Genomic DNA, 23,407 nt, shown 5'->3' with positions numbered 1-23,407 from the left:
CCGGCACCGCCCCTCAGACGCCTTCCAGCTCGCGCAGGCGCGCGGCGGCGTCGGCGATCTCGTCCTCGGTGAACACCGCGACGCCGCCGTCCGCGAGCAGCCGCGCGGTGACCCCCTCGCCGGGCACCCTGTTCCCGCCGAAGGCGCCGTCGTAGACCCGGTGCACCCCGCAGGAGGGGCTCGACTCCTTGAGTACCGCCACAGCCACGCTCTGCGCGCGGGCGGTGGCCAGCGCCGCCCGGGCGCCGTCCACGAAGTGCGCGGTCACGTCCCGACCCTCGGGGGTGAGGATGCGCGCGCGGCCCGCGAGCACGTCGGCGGCGGTCGCTCCGGGCTCGATCTCGGCGGGCGGCCGGGGCACCGGGAGCCCGCCCGCGACCTCCGGGCAGTGCACCACCAGGCGGCCCTCGGCTCGCCAGCGTGCGACCACGCCGTCCTCCACCGGTTTGGCACGCCCGTCATAGCGCACCCGGCGTCCCATCAGACAGGCGCTGACCAGCACCCTGCGCATGGACTCCCCCCTCTCGGCCGCCACCACGCTACCGGGACGGCGACACGGGCAGCGCACGCGCTGCCGTCGGCGGCGCCCGCGCGGTGCTCCGGACGTCCTCCGCCGTCGGCGTGCGCCACGCCCGCCCGTACGGGGTGCCTGATCCGTGCGCGGCGGAAGCGGCGCCGGGTGTCCGGAAGAAGGGCACGCACGCAGGTTCCGATCCGCAGTGGGGCGGAGCAGACCCCGGGGAGTCCGCGGGAGCCGGAACAACAGGGTCTCCCCCGCCAGCGTCCCTCGGTGCCGCTATCCGGCCCCGCCGGGCGGGGTCCCCCCGTCGTCCTGGATGTGCTGTCGCAGCACATCCATCAGGGCCGAGGATCCCTGGAGGTTCTCCATGAGCCGGTCGACCGTCATGAGGGCGATCCCCTGCTGGGGATCGCCGAGGACCAGCAGCTTGTCGCCGGGGGAGATGCCCAGGTCGCGGCGGGCCTTGGCCGGGATCGCGATCTGGCCGCGTTCGCTGACCGTCACCGCGCCGTAGAAGCCCCGGCCGCCGGGTCCGTAGGAGGCGCCGTCCTGCTCCGCAGCCACCCCGCCACCGCCTTCCCGTACGTGTTCCGCACAGCGTACCAAGCGGGCCGTGTCCGAATGCGGTCACGAGCGCAGGGCACACGATATACATGCTTTACATGTAATAGCATGTACACCACCCCCGCCGAGGAGGATCCGTGACCGCTCCCGCGCCCCGTGCGCTCGCCCCGGACCTGGCCAGAGGCGCCATGCTGCTGGCCATCGCCTGCGCCCACGCCCCGCTGTTCGTCCTGGCCGTCGACCACGGCCCCGCCCTGGCCAACGGTGCCGCGCTCATCCTCCACGAGCTGTTCGTGGGCAACCACGCACGCCCGATGTTCGCCTTCCTGTTCGGTTACGCCCTGGCGCAGACGCTGGACCGGCGGGTCGCAGGCGGGGCCGACCCGGTCGGCGTCCGCGCCCTGCTGCGCCGCAGGGGCTGGTGGCTGCTGGCCTTCGGCCTGGTCCACACGCTGCTGGTCCCCCTCGACATCCTCGCCGCCTACGGCGTCGCCTCCCTGCTGCTCGTGGGCCTGCTGCGGGCGCGCTCGACGACCCTGCTGTGGGTCGCGGGCCTGGCCCTGGCCCCCGGCACGGCGCTCTCGGCGATCCCCCTGGGACTGGCCCTGTCCCAGGGCGTCTCCACCTTCGACATCGGCTCCGTGGCCCCGCCGCCCGGATCCGACCCCGGCGCGCTCTACCTGGAGCGCCTACCCGGCACGCCCTTCGCCCTGGCCGTCGGAACGGTCCTGGTCGCACCCGGGGTGGTCGCGGGCATGTGGGCGGCGCGGCACCGCCTCCTGGAGGAACCCGAGCGCAACCGCGCCTTCCTGACGCGCGTCGTCATGCTCACCACGGCGGTCTCCGTCGCCGGGGCCCTGCCCTCGGTCCTGGTCCAGACGGGCGCGTGGAGCGCCCCCTCGGCCGCCGCGCAGTGGGGCACGGCCCTCCTCCAGCCCCTGACGGGCTACTTCGGCGGCGTCGGGATGGCCGGGATCGTCGCGCTGGCCGCGATCCGGGCGGCCCGCACCCGCGGCGTCGCGACCACCGCCGTACAGGCTCTGGGCCAGCGCTCCCTGAGCTTCTACCTGCTCCAGAGCGTGGTCTTCCTCGCGGTCTTCTCACCGGTTGGCCTGGGGTGGCAGGACCGGCTGGGGCTGGCCGGGGCCTTCGGGGTGGCCGCCGCGACCTGGCTGGCGTCGCTGGCCGCCGCCGAGCTGATGCGGCGCGCCGGCTACCGCGGTCCGGCGGAGAACCTGCTGCGCCGCCTCACCCGCCGGGCCGCGCCCCGAGCCCCGCGGGAGACACCCTCCTCGGCCTGAGCACACGCCGGGGCCCCGCCTCGGATCCGGCGCACCCCGCAGGAGGGACTCGACTTCTGGCCGCCACCGCGCTACCGGGACGGCGACACGGGCAGGGCACGCGCTGCCGTCACCCAGGGTGATTGAGAAGGAGAGCGCGAGCCGTCCGCTGCCCGGTCCCCCCGCGATCGTCGTTCCCGGGGAGGAGGGGGCCGACCGGCCCGCGTCCGCAAGGAGGGAACGACGGGGAGCCACCAGCCGCAGGGCAACCGTCCGCCGCCTGCGCGGGGAGGCCTGACCCGCTCGGGGGGCGGCCACGGCACTGTGTGCCCGGAAGGGGGCGCGCGGAGTCCCCCGCACCGGCGCACGGAACGGACCGCGGCACCGCTCAGGCGGCGCCTTCGGGCATGAGGCCGTTGCGGAGCAGGCTCAGGTAGGCGCCGGTGGCGGCGGGGCGCCGTTCGGCCGGGTGCTCGCTGACCGCGTGGATCAGGCCGCACAGCAGTTTCAGCAGGTTCTCACCGGTCAGCGGCGGTCGCGGGTGGGCGCGTCCGAGCAGGCGCGAGGTCGCCCCGACCAGTTCGGTCTTGGCCTGCCGCAGGGACTCCCTCTCGTCGTCGAGGGCGATGAGGACCGTGAACAGGCCGGGGCGGGCGAGCGCCTCGTCCAGGGCCGCCCGGAGGAAGCCGTCGAGCGCGCCGCGCGGGTCCGGTTCGCGTTCGGCCTCGGCGGCCAGGCGGCGGAGTTCGTCCACCGCGTCCTCCACCACGGCCTCCAGCATCGCCCGCTGGGTGGGGAAGAGGCGGTAGACCGTCCCCACTCCGACGCCCGCGCGCCGGGCGAGCGCGTTGAGCGTGAGGTCGGTCTCCCCGGCGGCGACCGCCCGGCTCGCCTCCTCGAAGATCCTGCGGTTGTTGCGCGCGGCGTCCGCCCGCATGGGGCCTCCTCGGTCCACGAAATGGATAAGTTATCGACTTATCGTGCTACGTTGAAGTGGATAGATTATCAACTTCTACTCCAGGAGTGGTCATGACCATCGTGTTCGTCCACGGAGTCCCCGAGACGCCCTCGGTCTGGAACCCCCTGCGCGCGCTCCTGCCCGAGGACAGCGTGGCGCTGCGCCTGCCCGGCTTCGGCAGCCCCCGACCGGCGCACATGCGCGGCAAGGAGGACTACGCGACCTGGCTGGCCGAGGAGCTGCGCGCCGTCGGCGGGCCGATCGACCTCGTCGGCCACGACTGGGGCGCCCACCTGACCATGCGCGTGGTCTCCGCCCACGACGTCCCCGTCCGCAGCTGGGTCTCCGACGTCGCCCACGGCTGGCACCCCGACTACCGGTGGCACGACGCGGCCACGCTCTGGCAGAGCAGCCCCGAGGGCGAGGAGTCCCTGGCCGGGCTGCGCGGGGCCGTCGCCGGCAGCGGGGGCACCTTCGGAGACGTCCTCCGGCCCCGCGGCATGAGCCCCGAACTGGCCCGGGAGGTCGACCGAACCCATGACGAGGAGATGAGCGCGGCCATCCTGGCGCTCTACCGTTCGGCGTGGCCCAACTTCCACGCCGACTGGGGCCGGGACTTCGACGGCCCCGCCAAGGCGCCCGGGCTCCTGCTCGCACCGACCGGGGACCCGATGGCACACCCCGAGCAGGACCGGGAGGTGGCCCTCCGCCTGGGCACCCGGTTCCAGGAGCTGGACGGGCTCACCCACTACTGGATGCTCCAGGACCCCGAGCGGGGCATCCGCGTACTGCGCGACTTCTGGGCCTCCCCCGACGCCTGAGCGCCCGGAGCCCGAGGGACCACGCGCGCGGCGCTACCGGGCGGGGCGCCGCGCGCCCCGGCCCGAGAACACGGGGAAGGGGCTCCCCGGGCGGGAAGCCCCCTTCCCCGTGCCGTTGTCGGGCCGGTGGGTCAGGCGGACACCGTCCCTCACGCAGAGGGGCGCGCCCGCCGGACACGCCCTACCGGCGGCGGTGCTTGCGGTCCGGACGCACGCTGCCCTTGGAGGCGCGGCCCTGGACCCCGCCCTTCTTCTCGCGGATGCGCATGCTGATGTGCACCGGCGAGCCCTCGAAGCCGAAGTCCTCCCGCAGGCGCCGCTCGATGAAGCGGCGGTAGTTGTCCTCCAGGAACCCGGTGGTGAACAGGATGAAGTGCGGCGGACGCGAACCCGCCTGCGTCGCGAACAGGATCTTGGGCTGCTTGCCGCCGCGCACCGGTGGCGGGGTGGCCGCCACAAGCTCCTTGAGCCAGTTGTTGAGCTGCCCGGTCGGGATGCGCTGGTTCCACCCGCTCAGGCTGGTCTCGATCGCCGGGACCAACTTCTCCATGTGGCGCCCGGTCTTGGCCGAGACGTTCACTCGCGGCGCCCAGGAGACCCTCGCCAGTTGGCGGTCGATCTCCTTCTCCAGGTAGGTCCGGCGCTCCTCGTCGAGGATGTCCCACTTGTTGAAGGCCAGGACCAGGCCGCGGCCCGCCTCGACCACCTGCTCGACGACCCGGATGTCCTGCTCGGCGAGGGGCTCGCTGACGTCCATGAGCACCACGGCGATCTCGGCCCTCTCCAGGGCGGTGCCGGTGCGCATGGTGGCGTAGTAGTCGGCTCCCTGGAGGGCCCGGAACCGGCGGCGGATACCGGCTGTGTCGATGAACTTCCAGGTCTTCCCGCCCAGCTCGATCAGCTCGTCCACAGCGTCGCGGGTCGTGCCCGCCACGGCGTCGACGACCACCCGGTCCTCACCGGCGAGGCGGTTGAGCAGGCTGGACTTGCCCACGTTGGGGCGGCCCAGCAGCGCGATGCGCGGCGGGCCGTCCTCGCCCTCGTCCTCCTCGCCCAGGGGCTGCTCGGGGAACTCGGCCACGAGCGCGTCCAGCAGGTCGCCGGTGCCGCGGCCGTGGAGGGCGCTGATGGGGAAGGGCTGGCCCACGCCAAGCTGCCACAGGTCGAGGGCGTCGGCCTCCTGCATGCTGCCGTCCACCTTGTTGGCGGCCAGCACCACGGGGCGCTTGGTCGAGCGCAGGACGCGGGTCACGGCGGCGTCGGCGTCGGTGACGCCCACGGTCGCGTCGACCACGAACAGGACGACGTCCGCGGTCTGCGCGGCGTACTCGGCCTGGCGGGCGACCATGGCGGCCAGGCCGCTGACGCTGGTCTCCCAGCCGCCGGTGTCCACCAGGGTGAACCTGGTGTTCTGCCACTCGGCGTCGTAGGCGACCCGGTCGCGGGTCACGCCGGGCACGTCCTCCACCACGGCCTCACGGCGGCCGATGATGCGGTTGACCAGGCTGGACTTGCCCACGTTGGGGCGGCCGACCACGGCCACCACGGGCAGGGCGGCGGGCTCTTCGGCGTCCGCTCCCCCGTGGACGACGTCGGAGATGTCGAAGTCACTCATGTACTGCTCCCGGTTCTGTCTCCCCGCGCGCCCAGGATGCGTGCCGCGGGGATGCGAAGGGCCGACCCGCTCCGGTGTCCCGGGTCGCGCGGATCGACGCGGACGCCGGCGGCGCCCGTGTGCTGGCCACGGGGAGGAACCCCCGCGGATGTCGTTGTGTTCCCCGAAAAGGGCTGTCGGGGGCGAATGTGTCCGGTGTTACGGCCTCGGGGCGCACCGTCCGTCCGTCGCGGCGACGCCCGGCCGTGCGGGCCGCCCGTCGGCCGGAACCCGGCGGCGCCCCGTCCCGCGGGTCAGCGGGCGCGGGCCTCGTCGGCCAGTTTGACCACCAGGGCGACGACCTCGTCCAGGGTCAGCCCGCTGGTGTCGAGCTCGGTGGCGTCCTCGGTCTGGCGCAGGGGCGAGTGCGCCCGGCTGGAGTCCAGCGCGTCGCGCCGGGCCAGGTCGGCCCGGGTGGCGGCGACGTCGGCGCTGCGGACCTCCTTGCTGCGGCGCTGGGCGCGGGCCTCGGGGCTGGCGGTCAGGAAGAGCTTGACCGGGGCGTCGGGGGCGACGACGGTCGTGATGTCGCGCCCCTCGACCACGATGCCCGCGCTCTCGGCCCTGGCTGCGGCGATGATCTCGCGCTGGGTGCGCACGAGGCGCTCGCGCGCCGCGGGCACGGCCGAGACGGCGCTGACGTTGGTGGTGACCTCCCTGCCGCGGATCTCGGCGGCCACGTCGCGTCCGTCCACCGCCACGGAGGGCGCGTCGGGGTCGGTGCCCATGGTGATGACGGGGGTGTCGACGAGGGCGGTCACGGCGTCTGCGTCGTTGACGTTCACGCCCTGGGAGAGCATCCACCAGGTCAGCGCGCGGTACATCGCGCCGGTGTCGAGGTACCGCAGCTCCCGCACCCTGGCCACGCCCCGGGAGGTGCTCGACTTGCCCGACCCGGAGGGACCGTCGATCGCGATGACGATGCCCTCGGTGCTGCCCTGCGCGCTCACTGCCGTTGACTCCCGCTTGCGTTCACTGTTGCCGACGCCCAACCCTACCGGTGGCCCGTGCGTGCGCGGGACCGCGCGGCCCGCGCCGGATCCGGGCGGGCCCGAACCGGGACCGGCGGGACTCGATGGCCCTGACCTGCGACTCAGCCGGTACCGGTACTCGAACCACGCCACAGGGGCACGGCCGCCGCGAAGGAGGCTCAGAGTCCCGGATGCACCGACCAGCCGTCGGCGGCCAGCGCCCGCGCGAGCGTGTCCACCGCCTCGGGCAGAACGTACAGCTGGGCCACGCCCAGCGGCAGGCCGGGCGTGTGCTCGATACGCACGTCCTCGATGTTGACCCCGGCCTCGGCCGCCGCGGCGAACAGGCGGCCCAGCGCGCCGGGCTCGTCGGGGATGACCACGGGCATGACCGTGTAGTCGGGCAGCCGTACCGTGCCGTGCTTGCCCGGGATGCGGCCGTGGCCGGACCTGCCGCGCTCCAGCAGGTCGCGCACCGGAGCGAGGTCGCGGTCCGGCGCCTCGCCTCCCCCTGGCGGGTCCGCCAGCGCTCGCAGGGCGTCGGCGGTCGCCGCGAGGTCGGCGGCCACCGCGCGCAGGACCTCCGCGACCGGGGCGGCGTTGTGGGTGAGGATCTCGGACCACATGGCGGGGTCGCCGCCCGCCACCCGGGTGACGTCGCGTACGCCCTGTCCGGCCAGGGTCAGGGCGGCGTCGTCGCCCGAGAGCAGCCGGGCCGCCACCGCCGAGGAGGCCACGTGGGGGGCGTGCGAGACCAGTGCCACCGCCCGGTCGTGCGCCGCCGCGTCCAGCACCAGGGGGGCCGCGCCGCACATGCGGGCGATCTCGGCGACGACGGCGACGGCCTGCGCCTCGGACTTGCCGGTGGGGCACAGCGCCCACGAACGGCCCAGGAACAGGTCGGCGCGCGCGGCGCCGGGGCCCTGCTTCTCCCTGCCTCCCATGGGGTGCCCGGCCACGAACGTGGCCATGTCGCAGCCGAGCCGCTCGGCCTCGGCCAGCACGCTCGCCTTCACACTGGCCACGTCGGTGTAGACGTGGGCCAGGCCCCGGTCCTGGGCGCGGCGCAGCACGGAGGGGATGACGGCGGGCGGCGCGGCGATGACCGCGAGGTCGGCCGGGGTAGAGGTCGGGTCGTCGGACTCCTCAAGAGGGTGTCCCGCACCCAGGTCGCAGGCCAGGCGCAGGGAGGCGGTGTCGGGATCGGAGAGGGCGACGCCGACGCCGCGCGAGCGCAGGGCGAGCGCCACCGACGTGCCGATGAGCCCCGTGCCGAGCACCGTGACCCGGCGCACCGGGAGCCGCTGCTCCCCGCCCCCGCGCACACCGCCGCTGTCGCCCACTGTTCCCCCGCCTCCGACGTGTTCCCGTTACCTCCCAAGCCTACGACCTGCCCGGAGGCCGATGGGGACCGTTACTGGGCGATGTCCAGCCGCAGCGCCTGGGCACCGCGAAGGTAGACGTGCTGGAGTTCCGAGCGCGGCCGGTCGGTCTCCACGTGCGCCATGAGGCGCACCACGCGCGGCAGGGCGTGGGGGACGGCGATCTCGGTCGCGCACATCAGCGGGACGTCGGAGAAGCCGAGCTTGCGCGCGGCCAGCGCGGGGAACTCGCTGTTCAGGTCGGGGGTGGCGGTGAACAGCACGCTGATCACGTCGTCGGTCTCCAGTGAGTTGCGCCGCATCACCTCCGAGACCAGTTCGGCCGTGGCCTCCAGAACCTGCTCGCGTTCGTCCGCGTCGACCTGTACCGCACCGCGGATGGCCCGTACCGCCACGTTCGATCCCGCCTCGTCCTCGTTCAGCGTGCCGTGCCCGGGAATAGGGGAACGGCGGCCGCCGCCCGGTGTCCGGGCAGGCGACCGCCGTCAACTGTATCTACAGGCCCGCGGCCTCGTAGAGTTCACTCACCTCACGCGAGGTGAGCGCCCGCATCGTGCCCAGTTTGAGGGCGTTCAGGTCGATCGGGCCGACCTGGGTGCGGGCGAGGTCGGCGACCGGGTGGCCGACGGCCTCCATGAGGCGGCGCACGATGTGCTTGCGGCCCTCGTGCAGCCGGATCTCGACGAGCGACTTGGGCGGGTCGTTGTCGACCACTCGGAAGGAGTCGACCTCGACCGGGCCGTCCTCCAGCTCCACGCCCTTCTGGACCTCGCGGACGACGCGGTGCGGGACCGGGCCGGGCACCTTGGCGATGTAGGTCTTGACGACCTTGTACCGAGGGTGGGTGAGCCGGTTGGCCAGCTCGCCGTCGTTGGTCAGCAGGATGAGGCCCTCGGTCTCGGTGTCGAGCCGACCGACGTGGAAGATACGCTCCTCGGTCTGACCGGTGTAGTCGGCCAGGGTGGGGCGGCCCTCGGGGTCCCACATGGTGCTGACGACGCCGCGCGGCTTGTTGAGCGCGAAGTACAGCTTGTCCGGCGCGGTGACCACGCGCATGCCGTCGACGCGGATCTCGGAGGACTCGGGGTCGACCCGGGCTCCGAACCTGCGCACGACCTGGCCGTCCACGCTGACGCGTCCGGCCGCGATCATCTCCTCGCTGGCCCGGCGGCTGGCGACCCCGGCCGCGGCGAGCGCCTTCTGGAGGCGGATGCCGTTCTCGACGTCGGTGTAGGTGTCGCGCGCCTCGTCGGCGCGGTCCTCGTCCTTGGGGTCGTAGTCGGCGCGCAGGGCGCTGAGCCTCTCGCGGGCCGCCTTGGAGAGCTGGTTCTCGCTCGTGACGCGCTCGGCGCCGGAGCGGTCGCCGCCGGGACGGTCCTCGCGGTCTTCACGGGGCTCGCGGTCGCGGAAGTCGCGCCCGCCACCGGGGCCCCGGTTGTCGCGGCCGCCGCCGTAGGAACGCCCCTCACCGCGCTGGCCGTCACGGCCGCCGCGGAAGTCACGCCCGCCTCGGCTGTCCCGGTCGCCGCGGAATCCGCCTCGGTCACGGTCGTCACGGCCTCCGCGGGGGCCACGCCCGCCACGGTCGTCACGGTCCTGGGAACGACCGCCCGGACCGCGGTTGTCACGGCCACCGAACGAACGGCGGTCCTCGCGGTCACGGAAGTCACGGCCACCGCCGGGGCCACGCCCGCCACGGTCGTCACGGTCCTGGAAACGACCGCCCGGACCACGGTTGTCACGGTCACCGAACGAACGGCGGTCGTCCCGCTGGCCGTCACGGCCACCACGGTTGTCGAAGGAGCGGCGGTTGTCGCGGCCACCGCGGTCACGGTCGTCACGACCACCCCGGAAGTCACGGCCACCGCGGTCATCCCGGCCGCCCGAGAAAGAACGGCGGTCCCCACCGTCACGGAAGTCACGACCGCCTCCGGGACCACGGCTGTCACGTCCGCCGCGGTTGTCACGGTCACCGCCGAAGGAACGGCGGTCGTCGCGCTGACCGTCGCGGCCACCGCGGAAGTCGCGCCCGCCACGATTGTCCCGGTCGCCCCGGAACCCTCCGCGGTCGTCCCGGCCGCCGCCCGGACCCCGGTCATTCCGGAAGCCACCGCGGTCACGGTCGTCACGACCGCCCGAGAGGGAACGCCGGTCCCCACCGTCACGGAAGTCACGACCGCCACGGTTGTCCCTGATGTCGCGGTCACCGTAGGAACGGCGGCCGTCGCGGTCACCGCCGAAGGAGCGGCCCTCACCGCGCTGGCCTCCGCGGCCGCCGCGGAAGTCGCGCCCGCCCCGGCTGTCCCGGTCGCCCCGGAACCCTCCGCGGTCGTCCCGGTGACCGCCGCGGGGACGGTCGTCCCGGCGGTCCCGGCTGTAGCCGCGGCCCTGTGCGCCGCGCTTGTCGTAGTCGCCGCGCTCACCGCGCGGGGCGTCGTCCCGCGCACCGCGGGAACTGTTGTTAGGTGTGCTCACCGGTGTCGTCTAGACCTTCGATGTCGTCGGGTAGGAACGGCGCCAGATCAGGCAGCTCGTCGAGGCCTCGCAGGCCCAACCGTTCCAGGAAATAGGAGGTGGTCCGATACAGCAGCGCGCCGGACTCGGAATCGTGTCCGGCCTCTTCGATCAGGCCCCTCAGTACGAGGGTACGCATAACCCCGTCGCAGTTGACACCGCGCACGGCGGAGACCCTGCCCCGGGAGACCGGCTGCCGGTAGGCCACCACCGCCATCGTCTCCAGTGCGGCCTGGGTGAGCCGCACCTCCTGCCCCTCCCGGAGGAAGTGCTCGACGACGTCGGCGCATTCGGGCCGCGTGTACACACGCCACCCCTCGGCCACCGCCCTCAGGTCGAAACCCCGGCCCTGCTCGGTGTATTCCCGCGACAGCGACTCCAGCACCCCGACGACCACCGTGACGGGCACGTCCATGGCCCGTGCCAGGTCGTACTCCGACACCGGCTGGTCCACCACCATCAGAACGGCCTCCAGGTCGCGGCGCAAGGTGGCCGGGGCGTCCCCGGCCGCCTCCACGACCACTCCGGCCGGCTCCCCGCCGACCGCACCGCCGACCGCCTCCCGGGCCGCCGTGTCCCCCGCCGCCGGGCCCTCCGCTGTCGGGTCCTGCGCCGTGTCCCGGACGCTCATGCGCGCTCCTCCGTCTCCCCGGGTCCGCTCCCGCCGCCGGTGCCCCCGGCGCCGTCGGCCTCGTCGTACTCGCTCTCCAGCTCGACCTCGTCCTCGCCGCCGGTCCAGGTGACGAGCAGCTCCCCCAGCGGTTCGGGCTGGTCGAAGCCCACGTTGGCGGCCCGGTACAGCTCCAGCAGGGCGAGGAAGCGGGCGATGACCTCGAAGGTACCGGCGCAGACGGCCGTGAGCTGGGCGAAGGTCAAACGCCCGTGCTCGCGCAGCTCCGCGACCATCAGCTCGCCCTGTTCCTTGACCGACGTCTTGGCCTGGTGGATGTGGGTGACCGGGACGCTGGGCGGCTCCTTGGGCGTGAAGACCATCCCCGCCAGGGCCGCGAACTCCCGGGGGCCCAGTTTGAACAGCACGTCCGGCCGCAGCCCGGCGAAGCGCTCCTCCAGCGGGACGGCGCGCGCGTAGCGGCGCCCCTGCGCGGCCAGCCGCGCCCGCATGAACGAGGCGACCTCCTTGTACGCGCGGTACTGGAGCAACCGGGCGAACAGCAGGTCGCGGGCCTCCAGCAGGGCCAGGTCGGCCTCGTCCTCGACGTCGCCGCGCGGCAGCAGGCGCGCCGCCTTCAGGTCCAGCAGGGTCGCCGCGACCAGCAGGAAGTTGCTGGCCTGGTCCAGGTCCCAGTCGTCGCCGTGCGCCCGGATGTGCGCGATGAACTCGTCGGTGACCTTGGACAGCGACACCTCGGTGATGTCCAGCTTGTGCTTGGAGATCAGCCCGAGGAGCAGGTCGAAGGGCCCCTCGAAGTTGTCGAGGTGCACCTGGAAGGCGTTGTCGTCCACCTCCGCGCCGGTGTCCGCCGACGTTCCCTCAGCCCCCATGGCAACGGCCCCGCGTCGTCTTCCTCATGAGACAAGGGTGTCACCGGCCAGAACCCGCCGGTGACACCCGTGTCACCTCCGTCGTCGCACCGGCACCCCCTCCGGTACCGGTGCGCGAGCCCTCAGTCCTCGGTCAGCCTGCGTACCAGCATGCTGGCCGGTCCGTGCTCCTCGAAGTCCGCCAGCAGCACGGCGACGGCCTCGCGGACGAGACGCCCCCTGTCGGCGGACAGCCCGTGCTCGGCGCGCAGTGAGAGCCGGGTCTGTTCCAGTGCCAGCAGTTCGGGCCCGGAGATGTAGACGGTGATCTTCTCGTCGTGGCGTTGGCGCCCGCTCGGTTTGGGCGCGCGCGCCGCCTTCACGGCGGACGTGCCCGTGTTGGTGCCGTCGGAGCGCGACGTAGTCTCGCCCCTGCTGCCCTTGCTGCCCTGCTCCGGTGCCTTGTGCTGGCGTTCGGTCTCTTCCGGCACCTCCTCGGTGCCGCTGGGACGGAAGAACAGTTCGTCCGCCCCGGGTAGGGTCACACGCCGTGACCGCTGAGAGGCCACCTCGCCAGCACCTCCTTGGCCAGCTCCCGGTAGGCGTTGGCCCCGGCCGAGGACGAGTCGAACCTGGTGATGGGCTCGCCCGCCACGGTGGCGTCGGGGAAGCGCACGGTGCGGTTGATGACCGTGCCGTAGACCTTGTCCCCGAAGCCGTCGATGATCGTGGACAGCACCTCGCGCGCGTGGAGCGTGCGCGGGTCGTACATGGTGCCCAGGAAACCGTCGATGACCAGGTCCTCGTTGAGCCGCTCCTGGACCTTCTGGATCGTGTCCATCAGCAGTGCCACACCGCGCAGCGCGAAGAACTCGCACTCCAGCGGCACGATGACGCCGTCCGCGGCGGTGAGCGCGTTGACGGTGAGCAGTCCCAGCGAGGGCTGGCAGTCGATCAGGACCACGTCGTAGTCGTTGATGACCGGTCTCAGCGCGCGGCCGAGCATCTGCTCGCGCGCCACCTCGCCGACCAACTGCACCTCCGCGGCCGACAGGTCGATGTTGCTCGGGATCAGGTCCAGGCCGTCGACGTCGGTCTTGAGCAGGACGTCCTCGACCGTCACGTCCCGCTGCATGAGCAGGTTGTAGACGGTCAGGTCCAGTTCGCGCGGGTCGAGGCGGCCCAGGCCGACGGAGAGGGCGCCCTGCGGGTCGAAGTCGACCAGCAGCACCCGTCTTCCGTACTCGGCGATGGCGGCGCCGAGGTTGATCGTCGTGGTGGTCTTGCCGACCCCACCCTTCTGGTTACAGAGTGCTACAATCCGTGCCGGGCCGTGTTCATCTACGGGCCCGGGCTCCGGATATGCTCGCTCGGGTCTTGAGGTGTGCAGGTTAGCCCCCGTGTTGCGTGTCGTCCCCCACGGGTTGGTCACCGGGTCGGCGAGCTCCCCCTCGCCGACAGGTGCGGTGTTCGCAGCCTTGTTGTCCCAGTTCACAACCCTTGACCTCCCCTACGGATCGGCCACGGCTAGGGATGCCGCGCGCCCCTGTCCCTGGCCGCCGTCGGAAACTCAATATGTCGACAGCAACGTACCTCCGCGCGGCGACTCTAGAACGCCGACACGACGCACATCAACAAAACGTACGGGTAGAATCCCACGCCTGCGCCCCTGGGGGAAATCGGAGCCTCCAACCGGGTTGTTCCGCTTCGCGCCGCTCGCGGGCCCCTCGCGGCGGCGTACCCGCTCAGCGCCGTGCCCTGGGATGACTCGACGCGTAGACCTCGCGCAGGTGCTCGACCGTCACCAGCGTGTAGATCTGCGTGGTGGTGACCGAACTGTGTCCCAACAGCTCCTGGACGACCCGGATGTCGGCTCCGCCGTCGAGCAGGTGGGTGGCGAAGGAGTGGCGCAGGGTGTGCGGTGAGACGCCCTCGACCCCGGCGCGCTCGGCAACCGCCGCCAGGATCCCCCAGCCTCCCTGGCGGGTGAGCCTGCCCCCGCGGGCGTTGAGGAACAGCGCCGGTCCGCCCCGGCCGGAGGCGGCCAGGCCCGGCCGGGCCCGCACCAGGTAGCCCGAGAGCGCGCGGCGGGCGTGGGAGCCCAGCGGCACCACGCGTTCCCTGCCGCCCTTGCCGCGAAAGCGCACCAGCCCCACGGCGTCGTCGCCCTCAACCGCGTCGGCGACGTCGTCCACGTCCAGCCCCACCGCCTCGGAGACGCGCGCGCCCGTTCCGTAGAGCACCTCCAGCAGCGCCCGGTCGCGCAGGGCCAGCAGCCCGGCGCGGTCGCCGGAGGCCGGGGCCCCGACCGGTCCGGCGGCGTCCAGGAGGCGCTCCACCGACGCCAGCGGCACCGCCTTGGGCAGGCGCGTCGGCGGTGCGGGCGGGGAGACGTCGGCGGCCGGGTCGGTGGCGGCCCAGCCCTCCCGGGCCGCGAACCGGTGCAGGCCGCGCACGGCGGCCAGGGCCCGCCCGGCCGAGGCGGCGCCGAGCGGCGGGTGGTCGGCGTCGCCCTCGCGCAGGGCCCGCAGGAAGTCACCCACCCGGGCGGGGCCCACCCGGTCGGGCGAGAGGACGCCGTGCTCGGCCAGATACGCACGGTAGCGCCGCAGGTCGCGACGGTAGGCCGCGAGGGTGTTGTCGGCCAGGGCGCGCTCCGCGCTGAGGTGGTCCAGGAAGGCGGCGCACATCCGCGCCAGCGGGTCTCCCTCCCCGCCCGCCCGGTCGGCCACCCGTCAGTCCTCCGCCGGCTCGCGCAGGGAGGCGAACCCGTCCGCGGCGGCGGCCCGGGCGGCCAGGACGCCGATGAGGGTGGCGCCGTTGTGCAGCCTGCCCGCCATCACCAGGGCGACCGCCTCCTCCAGGGGCACCCACTCGGCGACCAGGTCGGCCTCCTCGTGCTCGCGTTCGAAGCCGATCTCCCCGGGCGGCACCACCGACAGGTCCCGGGCCAGGTACACGTGGATGCGCTCGTCGGAGAACCCCGGCGAGGGGAAGAACTGGGCCAGCTCGTGCCAGAGCCCGGCGCGCAGCCCCGCCTCCTCGAGGAGTTCGCGCTGGGCGGTGCGCAGCGGCCCCTCGCCCTCCTCGTCGATGAGCCCGGCGGGCAGCTCCCACAGGGTGTGCCGCGTGGCGTGGCGGTACTGGCGCTGGAGCAGCACCCGGCCGTCGGAGTCCAGGGCCAGGGCCGCGGCGGCGCCGGGGTGCTCCATGTAGTCGCGGGCGGCCACGGCCGTGCCATCGCCGTCACTGCCGACCATGCGCACCCAGTCCGTACGCATGCCGCACTTGGCGCTGCGGAAGCGTTCCTCGGACCGCTCCACCGGCCACGACTCGGGGGCGTCCGCGACCTTCGCGTCCGCCCCCGTGGGAAGGGCCGGGTGGGTGTCACTGGGCATGGGTTCTCGCCTCTCAGGACTCACTCGTGCCCCGCCCGGCCCCTCGGATCAGGAGTTGTGGTACTCCAGGGCCGCCGAGACCAGTCCGCGGAAGAGCGGGTTGGCCTTGGTCGGGCGGGAACGCAGCTCCGGGTGCGCCTGTGTCGCGACGAAGAACGGGTGGGCGTCCCGGGGCAGTTCGACGTACTCCACCAGCTTGCCATCCGGGGAGAGCCCGGAGAACACCAGACCCGCCTCCTCCAGCTTAGGGCGGTAGGCGTTGTTCACCTCGAAGCGGTGGCGGTGCCGCTCGGAGGCCTCGGCGCTGCCTTCGTAGAGCTCGCGCACCAGGGTGCCCTCGCCCAGCGCGGCCGGGTACATGCCCAGGCGCATGGTGCCACCCATGTCGCGCTCCCCGGCGACGACGTCGGTCTGGTCGGCCATGGTGGCGATGACCGGGTCGGCGGCCTTGTCGTCGAACTCGGTGCTGTTGGCGCCCTCCAGCCCGAGCACGTCGCGGGCGTACTCGATGACGACGGCCTGGAGGCCCAGGCAGATGCCCAGCAGCGGCACGCCGTTCTCACGGGCGTAGCGGATGGCGCCGATCTTGCCCTCGATGCCGCGCACGCCGAAGCCGCCGGGGATGAGGATGCCGTCCGCACCGTCCAGCTCCGAGGCGGCGCCCGAGGGGCTGGCGCAGTTGTCGCTGGCCACCCAGCGGATGTTGACGCGGGTGTCGGTGGCGAAACCGCCCGCGCGCAGGGCCTCGCTGACCGACAGGTAGGCGTCGGGCAGGTCGATGTACTTGCCGACCAGGGCGATGGTGACCTCGTGGTCGGGCTGGTGCACGCGGCGCAGCAGCTCGTCCCACTCGGTCCAGTCCACGTCCCGGAAGGGCATGCCCAGGCGGCGCACGACGTAGGCGTCCAGGCCCTCGCGGTGCAGGACCTTGGGGATGTCGTAGATCGAGGGGGCGTCGGGGGTGGAGACCACCCCGGCCTCGTCCACGTCGCACATGAGGCTGATCTTGGACTTCAGGCTCTGCGTGATGGGGCGGTCCGAACGGCACACGATGGCGTCGGGCTGGATGCCGATGCTGCGCAGGGCGGCCACGGAGTGCTGGGTGGGCTTGGTCTTCATCTCGCCGGACGGGCCGAGGAAGGGGATGAGGGACACGTGCAGGAAGAAGCAGTTGTCCCGGCCGATCTCGTGGCGGATCTGGCGGACCGCCTCCAGGAAGGGCTGCGACTCGATGTCGCCGACCGTGCCGCCGATCTCGGTGATGACGATGTCGACGTCGGGGGCGTCCATCGCGTAGATGCGCGCCTTGATCTCGTTGGTGATGTGCGGGATGACCTGCACGGTGTCGCCGAGGTAGGCGCCCTGGCGCTCCTTGGCGATGACGCTGGAGTAGATCTGGCCGGTGGTGACGTTGGCCGTGGCGGACAGCTCGGTGTCCAGGAAGCGCTCGTAGTGGCCGACGTCCAGGTCGGTCTCGGCCCCGTCGTCGGTGACGAAGACCTCGCCGTGCTGGAAGGGGTTCATCGTCCCCGGGTCGACGTTGAGGTAGGGGTCGAGCTTTTGCATGGTGACCCGCAGGCCGCGCGACTTCAGGAGTCGTCCCAGGCTGGAAGCGGTCAGGCCTTTACCGAGACTGGAGGCGACGCCGCCGGTAACGAAAAGGTGCTTGGTACTCGCGGCGGATGCCAAAGTGTTGCTCCCGTGGGTTGAGTGGCTACGGCGGGCTCGGATCGGGCTGAGCGGCCGTGCGGCGGTCCGGTTGCGGGCGGTTGGTTTCGTCGCTCCGGCCGCCGGACTCCACGGGGCACCAGGATAACAGGCACCCCGGTGGTCCACACCCGGGGGCGCCTCCGTACACCCCCGGGTACCCTCCCGTCACCAGCGTGATCGCCTTGCCCGCAGCGGTTCGGGCCGTGCGGAGGCGCGCGGAAACCGTTCGCGGTTCCCCCGGGCCGGGGGCCCTGAGCCGACGGAGCGCGCGGGGCCGGGCGACGAACGCCACACCCGGTCCGGGCAGGTCAGCCGCACAGCCGCCGTGTCCAGGGGTGATCTCCGAGGGAGAGCGCGAGGGCGTCGGCCAGCCAGCGCCGCTGGGCGGCGTCCAGCACGGGCAGCGCGGCGGCGAAGTCCTCCTCGTCGCGCGGCCGCGGGTCCCGCGCCTTGTAGAACAACTGCACCTCGGGGGCCAGGTACGGGATCCCCTCCGGCGAGACCGCGCCCCACTCGGCGAGGGGTCTGCGGATCCGGGCGTCCCGCCGCGAGACCCACACGTCGCCCTCGGCCTCGTCGAGCATCACCTGGACGCGCCAGGGCTCGCCGGGGCCGGGGCGGCACCACAGGTCGTGGACCCCGGCGGGCAGGGTCCGTCCCCGGGCCCAGGGCCGCAGCACGCCCGGCGGATCGGCCGCCCACCACTCCCAGTCGGGCAGCGCGGCCCTCGCCGCGTGCTGGTCGCGGCGCAGGACCACGACGTCGATGTCCGCGTGGGCGCGCAGGGGGCGCCCGACCGCGAGTTCGACCGCGTGGCCGCCCGCGATCCGCCAGGGGCACTCCAGAACGGAGAAGCGCGCCACCACCTCGGCCAGCGGCGCGGGGTCCCACGGCGGGGCGGCCGGGGACGGGTCAGGCCGGGAAGGCACCGGCGCGGCCCAGGTAGGCGGGCGGCTGCCTGTCCAGGCGCTGGCCCATCCACTCACCCAGGGCGGCGGCCCCGGAGAGGCTGATACCAGTGTGCAGGCCGCTGCGGTGCAGGGCGTACAGCAGGTCCTCGGTGGCGATGTTGCCGGTGGCGGCGGGAGCGAAGGGGCAGCCGCCGAAGCCGCCCAGGCTGGAGTCGAGCACCCGCACGCCCGCGTCCACGGCCGCGAGCGCGTTCGCGTAACCGGTGTTGCGGGTGTTGTGGAAGTGGCAGCGCAGCGCGCGCCCGTCAGCGACCTCGCCGACCGCGGCCACGAGTTCCCTCACCTGGCGGGGCACTCCCACGCCGATCGTGTCGGCCAGGGCTATCTCCACCGCACCGGTGTCGGCGATGCGGCGGACCACCTCCACGACGCGTCCGGGCACCACCTCGCCGTCGAAGGGGCAGCCGAACGCGGTGGAGACGGTCACGCTCAGCGGGATGCCCGTGCCCTCCAGCGCGGCGTCGATGCCGGCCAGGGCTGCGAGCATCTCCTCGACGGTGCACCCCTGGTTGCGGACGCAGAACCCGTCGGTGGCGGGGATTGCGACGTTGACCTCCGACACCCGCGCGGCCACTGCGCGGTCCAGGCCGCGCCGGTTGAGGACCAGGCCGATGTGGGAGACCCCCGGCGCGCGCGTGACGCCCGCCATGACCTCCTCGGCCCCGGCCATCTGGGGGACACGCCTGGGGTTGACGAAGCTGACCGCCTCGATCCGGCGCACACCGGCGGCCACCGCGCGGTCGATCAGCTCGACGCGCTCCTCGACCGGGAGGGCCCTCGCCTCGTTCTGGAGGCCGTCGCGCGGCCCGACCTCGACGATCTCGACGTGCTCCGCGCCCTCGGGCCCGCTGTCGCTGGTGGCCATCGTCCGTCCCCTTCCACGCACCGTCGCGTCAGCGCAAGGGTAGTGGAGCACCCGCGGGCGGGCCCGCACCGGGCGCCGCCCCCGTTGTCCACAGCCACGGGAGCGCCGCTGGCGCGGAACGGGCGGAGCGCGGTCTACTGGATACCGGGGGGCCACCCCGGGCCCCTGCTCCGTGCTGCCCGGATCAGCGCAGGGCGAGCGCGGGGCGGACCTCCCATGTCGTCCACACCGGGCGGTACCCCATACGGTGCCAGAAAGGCCCGGACAGCGGATTCATCGCCGCGTAGTTGAGCACAGAGACGCCCACGCCGTGGCTGTCCAGCGCCTGGTGCGCCTGGCCCACCAGCGCCGTGCCGATCCCGCTGCCGCGCTCCGCCGCGGTCACCACGCCGTAGCCGATGTGCGCGATCGGGCGCGCGTTGACCAGCGACTTGGCCCAGCGCGAACGCTCGGGCGGGGAGACCCACAGCAGGCCCACGGCGCGTCCGCGCCTTTCGGCCAGCCAGATCCAGGACCGGGAGCGGTTCAGCGCCCGGGCTGCCACCTCACGGGTCTGCTCCGCGGTGTCGGGTTGCAGGAACACCCCGCCGAAGTGCTGCTCGTAGCGGTGTTCCTCCATGAGCAGGCCGACCACCTGGGTCAGGTCGCTGCGGTCGGCCAGCCGGATGCTCACGTCGCGCGGCGGCAGGGACGGGGGCACGCCCCGGCGGCGCTGGCGGGCGGCCAGCACGGTGTAGGGCTGCAGGCCGTGGCGCTGGAGCGGGATGATGCCGCACACGTCGCGGGCGGGCCAGCTCACCAGGGCCGCCGACTCCGAACCGGTGCCGGTCGGCAGGTCCTCCAACTGGTCGCGCCAGCTTGTCAGCAGCGAGTCCAGGGCGCGGCCGGGGTCGGGACCGCCCACGATGGGCGTGAGCCAGTGCTGGTCGGGCACGCCCCATATCCGGCCGACCTCGCCCGGCTGGTACCAGGTGTAGTGCATGGTCCCGGCGGCGACGGCACGGCCGTCCTCGTCGCTGACGGTCAGGAGGGGATAGGAGCCCGGAGCGAAGTTGACCGGTTCGGGCAACAGCGAATCCACGGCCGCCCACCGCTGGGCGGCCGAACTCACCAACGGGTCCAGGCCGGCGTCGCCTCCGGGCGACTCATCATGCCGCACCCGTGCGACATAACCGCTCATCCACCCCTCCCCTAGCGGGTCCTCACGTCGAACGCGCGCCCTCGGAACGGCTCCGGCAGGACGCGTGCACCGCCCCTGGGCCGTCGTGCCGCCCCGGCGGGGCAGGCCACACCGCGGGCGGAACGAAACGACCGTACCGTCTCAGAACCGATCAGGAGGACGAAACAGCCAACTGCAACCAAGAATTCACTGCGTGTCGCCACGCCCGCTCGGCCCCGGCGTCCCGCGCCGCTTCCCCGCGCGCGCACGGACGCGCACCACCGTAACGGATCGAAGGTCACCCTCGGGTGCCGGGGCGGCCAACGCCCCGACACGGATCCCCGGCACGGACCCTCCGGCGCGGACCTCGCCGCGCACGGCGCCCGCGGGATCACCGCTGTGCAGCGCCGCCCTCGGCCACGGTGGTGTTGCGCCCGTGGTTGATCACCTCGGGCTCGCCGTCGGCGAAGGAGATCCTGTTGTCCACTCCGACCAGTACGATCTTGTCCGCCGAGCCCACGTCGACGGTGGAGCCGCGACCGGTGGCGCGCACCAGCCCGCACTCGCCGTGCAGCACGACGACGGCGTCGTCCGCGGTGACGACGACCTCGCGCTCACCGCAGCTTTCGCTCACCTCGGCGCCGTCGTCGACGACGATGAGCACGTCCTCGGTGCTGACGTTGTGCTTGGGCATGTCGGGCTCGCCCTCGTCGGAGGCGCTCTGGGTACCCGGAGCGCCGTTGGGCGGCTCGACGTCCTCGTCCCCGAAGGCCAGACCACAGCCGGGAAGGAGGCCGGTGATCAGCAGACCGCCGCCCGCGGCCACGAGAAGCCGAACTCTCATGTTCTCCCCCACAACCGGATAACCGGCAATTGCGACATACGGCTTGCGCGAAGCCAAGAGTATGTCACGCGGAGGTAACTGTGCGACCTCACCGTTCTCAAAAAGTTTCTCTTTCGAGATGTGAGTGCCGCCCCGATCCCGGTGTCCCCAGGGCTGGAAACACTACTCCACAGGCACTCCCGTCACTTCACCCCGGCCGCGTCCATGCCGCGCAGCTCACGTTTGAGCTCGCCGATCTCGTCGCGCAACCGGGCCGCCAGCTCGAACTGGAGGTCGGTGGCCGCCTGGTGCATCTGCTCGCTGAGCTGCTCGATGAGCCCGGCCAGCTCCGCGCGCGGCATGGCGGACACGTCCGCCGAACGCTCGCCCAACGCGGGCACCGGCGCCCGGCCGCCCCTGCCGCCCGAGCTGCGGTACCCGGTGGCCATGAGCTCCTCGGTGTCCACGTCCTCCCGGTTGAGCGCGTCCAGGATGTCGGCGATCTGCTTGCGCAGCGGCGTGGGGTCGATCCCGTGCTCGGCGTTGTAGGCCAGTTGCTTGTCCCGGCGCCGGTTGGTCTCGTCGATGGCCGCCCGCATGGAGTCGGTGACGTTGTCGGCGTACATGTGCACCTGGCCCGCGACGTTGCGCGCCGCGCGCCCGATCGTCTGGATCAGCGAGGTCTCCGAGCGCAGGAAGCCCTCCTTGTCCGCGTCCAGGATCGCCACCAGCGACACCTCGGGCAGGTCCAGGCCCTCGCGCAGCAGGTTGATGCCCACCAACACGTCGAACTCGCCCACGCGCAGCTCGCGCAGCAGTTCCACGCGGCGCAGCGTGTCCACCTCGCTGTGCAGATAGCGCACCCGGATGCCCAGTTCGGTGAAGTAGTCGGTGAGGTCCTCCGACATCTTCTTGGTGAGCGTGGTGACCAGTACCCGCTCGTCGCGCTCGGCGCGCACCCGGATCTCGTGGACCAGGTCGTCGATCTGCCCGTCGGTGGGCTTTACCAGCACCTCGGGGTCGACCAGCCCGGTGGGGCGGATGACCTGCTCCACCACCTCGCCGCCGCCCTGGCGCAGCTCGTAGCGGCCCGGGGTCGCCGACAGGTAGACGCTCTGCCCGATGCGCTCGGTGAACTCCTCCCACTTCAGCGGCCGGTTGTCCAGCGCCGAGGGGAGCCGGAACCCGTGCTCGACCAGGGTGCGCTTGCGCGCGGCGTCGCCCTCGTACATCGCGCCGATCTGCGGGACGGTCACGTGCGACTCGTCCAGCACCAGCAGGAAGTCCTCGGGGAAGTAGTCCAGGAGCGTGTTGGGCGGACTGCCCGGTTCGCGGCCGTCGAAGTGCCGCGAGTAGTTCTCGATGCCCGAGCAGGTGCCGAGCTGGCGCATCATCTCCAGGTCGTGGGTGGTGCGCATGCGAAGGCGCTGCGCCTCCAGCAGCTTGCCCTGGGCCTCCAGCTCGGCCAGCCGCTCCCCCAGTTCCGCCTCGATGGTGGCGATCGCCCGCTCGGTGCGCTCCTCGCCGGCCACGTAGTGCGAGGCGGGGAAGATGAACATCTCCCTGCTCTCTCCCAGCACCTCGCCGGTGAGCGGGTGCAGGGTCAGCAGGCGTTCGACCTCGTCACCGAACATCTCGATGCGGATCGCCAGCTCCTCGTAGACCGGGATGATCTCGATGGTGTCGCCGCGCACCCGGAAAGTGCCGCGCGTGAACGCGGTGTCGTTGCGGGAGTACTGCATCTCCACCAGACGGCGCAGCAGGTCGTCGCGGTCGACCTCCATGCCCACCGCCAACTGCGCCATCCGGTCAACGTACTCCTGCGGGGTGCCGAGGCCGTAGATGCACGAGACCGAGGCGACCACGATCGTGTCCCTGCGCGTGAGCAGCGAGTTGGTGGCCGAGTGGCGCAGCCGCTCGACCTCGTCGTTGATGGAGGAGTCCTTCTCGATGAAGGTGTCGCTCTGCGGGACGTAGGCCTCGGGCTGATAGTAGTCGTAGTACGACACGAAGTACTCGACGGCGTTGTTGGGCAGCATCTGGCGCAGTTCGTTGGCGAACTGCGCCGCCAGGGTCTTGTTGGGCTGCATCACCAGGGTGGGCCGCTGGAGCTGCTCCACCGTCCACGCCACGGTCGCCGTCTTGCCGGTGCCGGTCGCGCCGAGCAGCACCGTGTGCGGCTCCCCGTCCCGCACCCTCCTGCTGATCTCGGCGATGGCGCCCGGCTGGTCCCCCGCCGGGGTCATCTCCGAGATCACCTCGAAGGGCGCCTCGCTGCGTTTGATGTCGCTGACCGGTCGCACGTCGCCTCTTCTCCCGTCGAAGGCGGGCCGCC

At 72.8% G+C, this 23,407-nt stretch carries 22 protein-coding genes; 2 read left to right on the top strand and 20 right to left on the bottom strand.

Features of this window, described 5'->3' with window-relative positions:
- Positions 1 to 13: 13 nt before the first annotated feature.
- Positions 14 to 511, bottom strand: coding sequence for a DUF523 domain-containing protein (locus ABD54_RS01645; protein ID WP_047867647.1), 498 nt, complete (start codon positions 509 to 511; stop codon positions 14 to 16).
- Between the two features lie 285 nt (positions 512 to 796).
- Positions 797 to 1,084, bottom strand: a complete 288-nt coding sequence (locus ABD54_RS01640; RefSeq protein ID WP_047867646.1) for an AbrB/MazE/SpoVT family DNA-binding domain-containing protein — start codon at positions 1,082 to 1,084, stop codon at positions 797 to 799.
- Positions 1,085 to 1,221: 137 nt separating this feature from the next.
- Here ABD54_RS01640 and ABD54_RS01635 point away from each other — a divergent pair, with 137 nt between their 5' ends.
- On the top strand, positions 1,222 to 2,385 hold the full coding sequence (locus ABD54_RS01635; protein ID WP_047867645.1) for a DUF418 domain-containing protein: 1,164 nt from the start codon (positions 1,222 to 1,224) through the stop codon (positions 2,383 to 2,385).
- Positions 2,386 to 2,752: 367 nt separating this feature from the next.
- Here ABD54_RS01635 and ABD54_RS01630 read toward each other — a convergent pair whose 3' ends face one another.
- The gene (locus ABD54_RS01630; RefSeq protein ID WP_047867644.1) at positions 2,753 to 3,301 is read right to left on the bottom strand and encodes a TetR/AcrR family transcriptional regulator; all 549 of its coding nucleotides are present in this window, start codon (positions 3,299 to 3,301) and stop codon (positions 2,753 to 2,755) included.
- Between the two features lie 92 nt (positions 3,302 to 3,393).
- On the opposite strand from ABD54_RS01630, the gene ABD54_RS01625 reads away from it, so the two are divergent.
- Positions 3,394 to 4,143 carry an alpha/beta fold hydrolase gene (locus ABD54_RS01625; protein ID WP_047867664.1) on the top strand — a complete coding sequence of 250 codons (750 nt, stop codon included), beginning with the start codon at positions 3,394 to 3,396 and terminating at the stop codon, positions 4,141 to 4,143.
- A gap of 181 nt (positions 4,144 to 4,324) precedes the next feature.
- On the opposite strand, the gene der is transcribed toward ABD54_RS01625, so the two are convergent.
- The 17 genes from der to uvrB form a co-directional block, all read right to left on the bottom strand.
- Positions 4,325 to 5,908 carry a ribosome biogenesis GTPase Der gene (der, locus tag ABD54_RS01620; protein WP_268778164.1) on the bottom strand — a complete coding sequence of 528 codons (1,584 nt, stop codon included), beginning with the start codon at positions 5,906 to 5,908 and terminating at the stop codon, positions 4,325 to 4,327.
- Between the two features lie 143 nt (positions 5,909 to 6,051).
- Positions 6,052 to 6,747: a (d)CMP kinase gene (gene cmk, locus ABD54_RS01615; protein ID WP_047867642.1), complete on the bottom strand. Its 696-nt coding sequence runs from the start codon at positions 6,745 to 6,747 to the stop codon at positions 6,052 to 6,054.
- Positions 6,748 to 6,947: 200 nt separating this feature from the next.
- Complete coding sequence (locus ABD54_RS01610) at positions 6,948 to 8,111, bottom strand: prephenate dehydrogenase (RefSeq protein ID WP_047867641.1); 1,164 nt, start codon at positions 8,109 to 8,111, stop codon at positions 6,948 to 6,950.
- 71 nt (positions 8,112 to 8,182) lie between these two features.
- On the bottom strand, positions 8,183 to 8,545 hold the full coding sequence (aroH, locus tag ABD54_RS01605) for a chorismate mutase (RefSeq protein ID WP_013152028.1): 363 nt from the start codon (positions 8,543 to 8,545) through the stop codon (positions 8,183 to 8,185).
- A gap of 100 nt (positions 8,546 to 8,645) precedes the next feature.
- Positions 8,646 to 10,625 (bottom strand): pseudouridine synthase, encoded by a 1,980-nt coding sequence (locus tag ABD54_RS26880; protein WP_082166626.1) that lies wholly within the window; start codon positions 10,623 to 10,625, stop codon positions 8,646 to 8,648.
- Positions 10,612 to 11,295, bottom strand: coding sequence for an SMC-Scp complex subunit ScpB (gene scpB, locus ABD54_RS01595; RefSeq protein ID WP_235431927.1), 684 nt, complete (start codon positions 11,293 to 11,295; stop codon positions 10,612 to 10,614). Before scpB ends, ABD54_RS26880 begins: the two co-directional genes overlap by 14 nt.
- A complete protein-coding gene (locus tag ABD54_RS01590) occupies positions 11,292 to 12,167 on the bottom strand; it encodes a ScpA family protein (RefSeq protein WP_047867640.1) in 876 nt (291 codons plus the stop codon). Before ABD54_RS01590 ends, scpB begins: the two co-directional genes overlap by 4 nt.
- 122 nt (positions 12,168 to 12,289) lie before the next feature.
- A complete protein-coding gene (locus ABD54_RS01585; RefSeq protein ID WP_047867639.1) occupies positions 12,290 to 12,691 on the bottom strand; it encodes a hypothetical protein in 402 nt (133 codons plus the stop codon).
- Positions 12,688 to 13,641 (bottom strand): ParA family protein, encoded by a 954-nt coding sequence (locus ABD54_RS01580; RefSeq protein WP_047867638.1) that lies wholly within the window; start codon positions 13,639 to 13,641, stop codon positions 12,688 to 12,690. The genes ABD54_RS01585 and ABD54_RS01580 overlap by 4 nt, the downstream gene beginning before the upstream one ends.
- 250 nt (positions 13,642 to 13,891) lie before the next feature.
- Positions 13,892 to 14,878, bottom strand: a complete 987-nt coding sequence (locus ABD54_RS01575) for a site-specific tyrosine recombinase XerD (RefSeq protein ID WP_047867637.1) — start codon at positions 14,876 to 14,878, stop codon at positions 13,892 to 13,894.
- A gap of 3 nt (positions 14,879 to 14,881) precedes the next feature.
- Complete coding sequence (locus ABD54_RS01570) at positions 14,882 to 15,544, bottom strand: NUDIX domain-containing protein (protein WP_047867636.1); 663 nt, start codon at positions 15,542 to 15,544, stop codon at positions 14,882 to 14,884.
- A gap of 48 nt (positions 15,545 to 15,592) precedes the next feature.
- Positions 15,593 to 17,233, bottom strand: coding sequence for a CTP synthase (locus tag ABD54_RS01565; RefSeq protein WP_082166625.1), 1,641 nt, complete (start codon positions 17,231 to 17,233; stop codon positions 15,593 to 15,595).
- Positions 17,234 to 17,562: 329 nt separating this feature from the next.
- Complete coding sequence (locus ABD54_RS01560; RefSeq protein WP_047867634.1) at positions 17,563 to 18,183, bottom strand: nucleotidyltransferase domain-containing protein; 621 nt, start codon at positions 18,181 to 18,183, stop codon at positions 17,563 to 17,565.
- Positions 18,167 to 19,090: a hydroxymethylglutaryl-CoA lyase gene (locus ABD54_RS01555; protein WP_047867633.1), complete on the bottom strand. Its 924-nt coding sequence runs from the start codon at positions 19,088 to 19,090 to the stop codon at positions 18,167 to 18,169. The genes ABD54_RS01560 and ABD54_RS01555 overlap by 17 nt, the downstream gene beginning before the upstream one ends.
- A gap of 184 nt (positions 19,091 to 19,274) precedes the next feature.
- Positions 19,275 to 20,270: a GNAT family N-acetyltransferase gene (locus ABD54_RS01550; RefSeq protein ID WP_047867632.1), complete on the bottom strand. Its 996-nt coding sequence runs from the start codon at positions 20,268 to 20,270 to the stop codon at positions 19,275 to 19,277.
- A 370-nt stretch (positions 20,271 to 20,640) separates the two neighbouring features.
- Positions 20,641 to 21,093, bottom strand: a complete 453-nt coding sequence (locus tag ABD54_RS01545; RefSeq protein ID WP_082166624.1) for a DUF3060 domain-containing protein — start codon at positions 21,091 to 21,093, stop codon at positions 20,641 to 20,643.
- A gap of 182 nt (positions 21,094 to 21,275) precedes the next feature.
- On the bottom strand, positions 21,276 to 23,375 hold the full coding sequence (gene uvrB, locus ABD54_RS01540) for an excinuclease ABC subunit UvrB (protein WP_047867630.1): 2,100 nt from the start codon (positions 23,373 to 23,375) through the stop codon (positions 21,276 to 21,278).
- Positions 23,376 to 23,407 lie beyond the last annotated feature (32 nt).

This window comes from Nocardiopsis sp. RV163 (assembly GCF_001029525.1).
Taxonomy (GTDB): Bacteria; Actinomycetota; Actinomycetes; order Streptosporangiales; family Streptosporangiaceae; genus Nocardiopsis; species Nocardiopsis dassonvillei.
The sequence above is the reverse complement of the archived record's forward strand: the minus strand, read 5'-3'. Positions and strand labels throughout refer to the sequence as shown.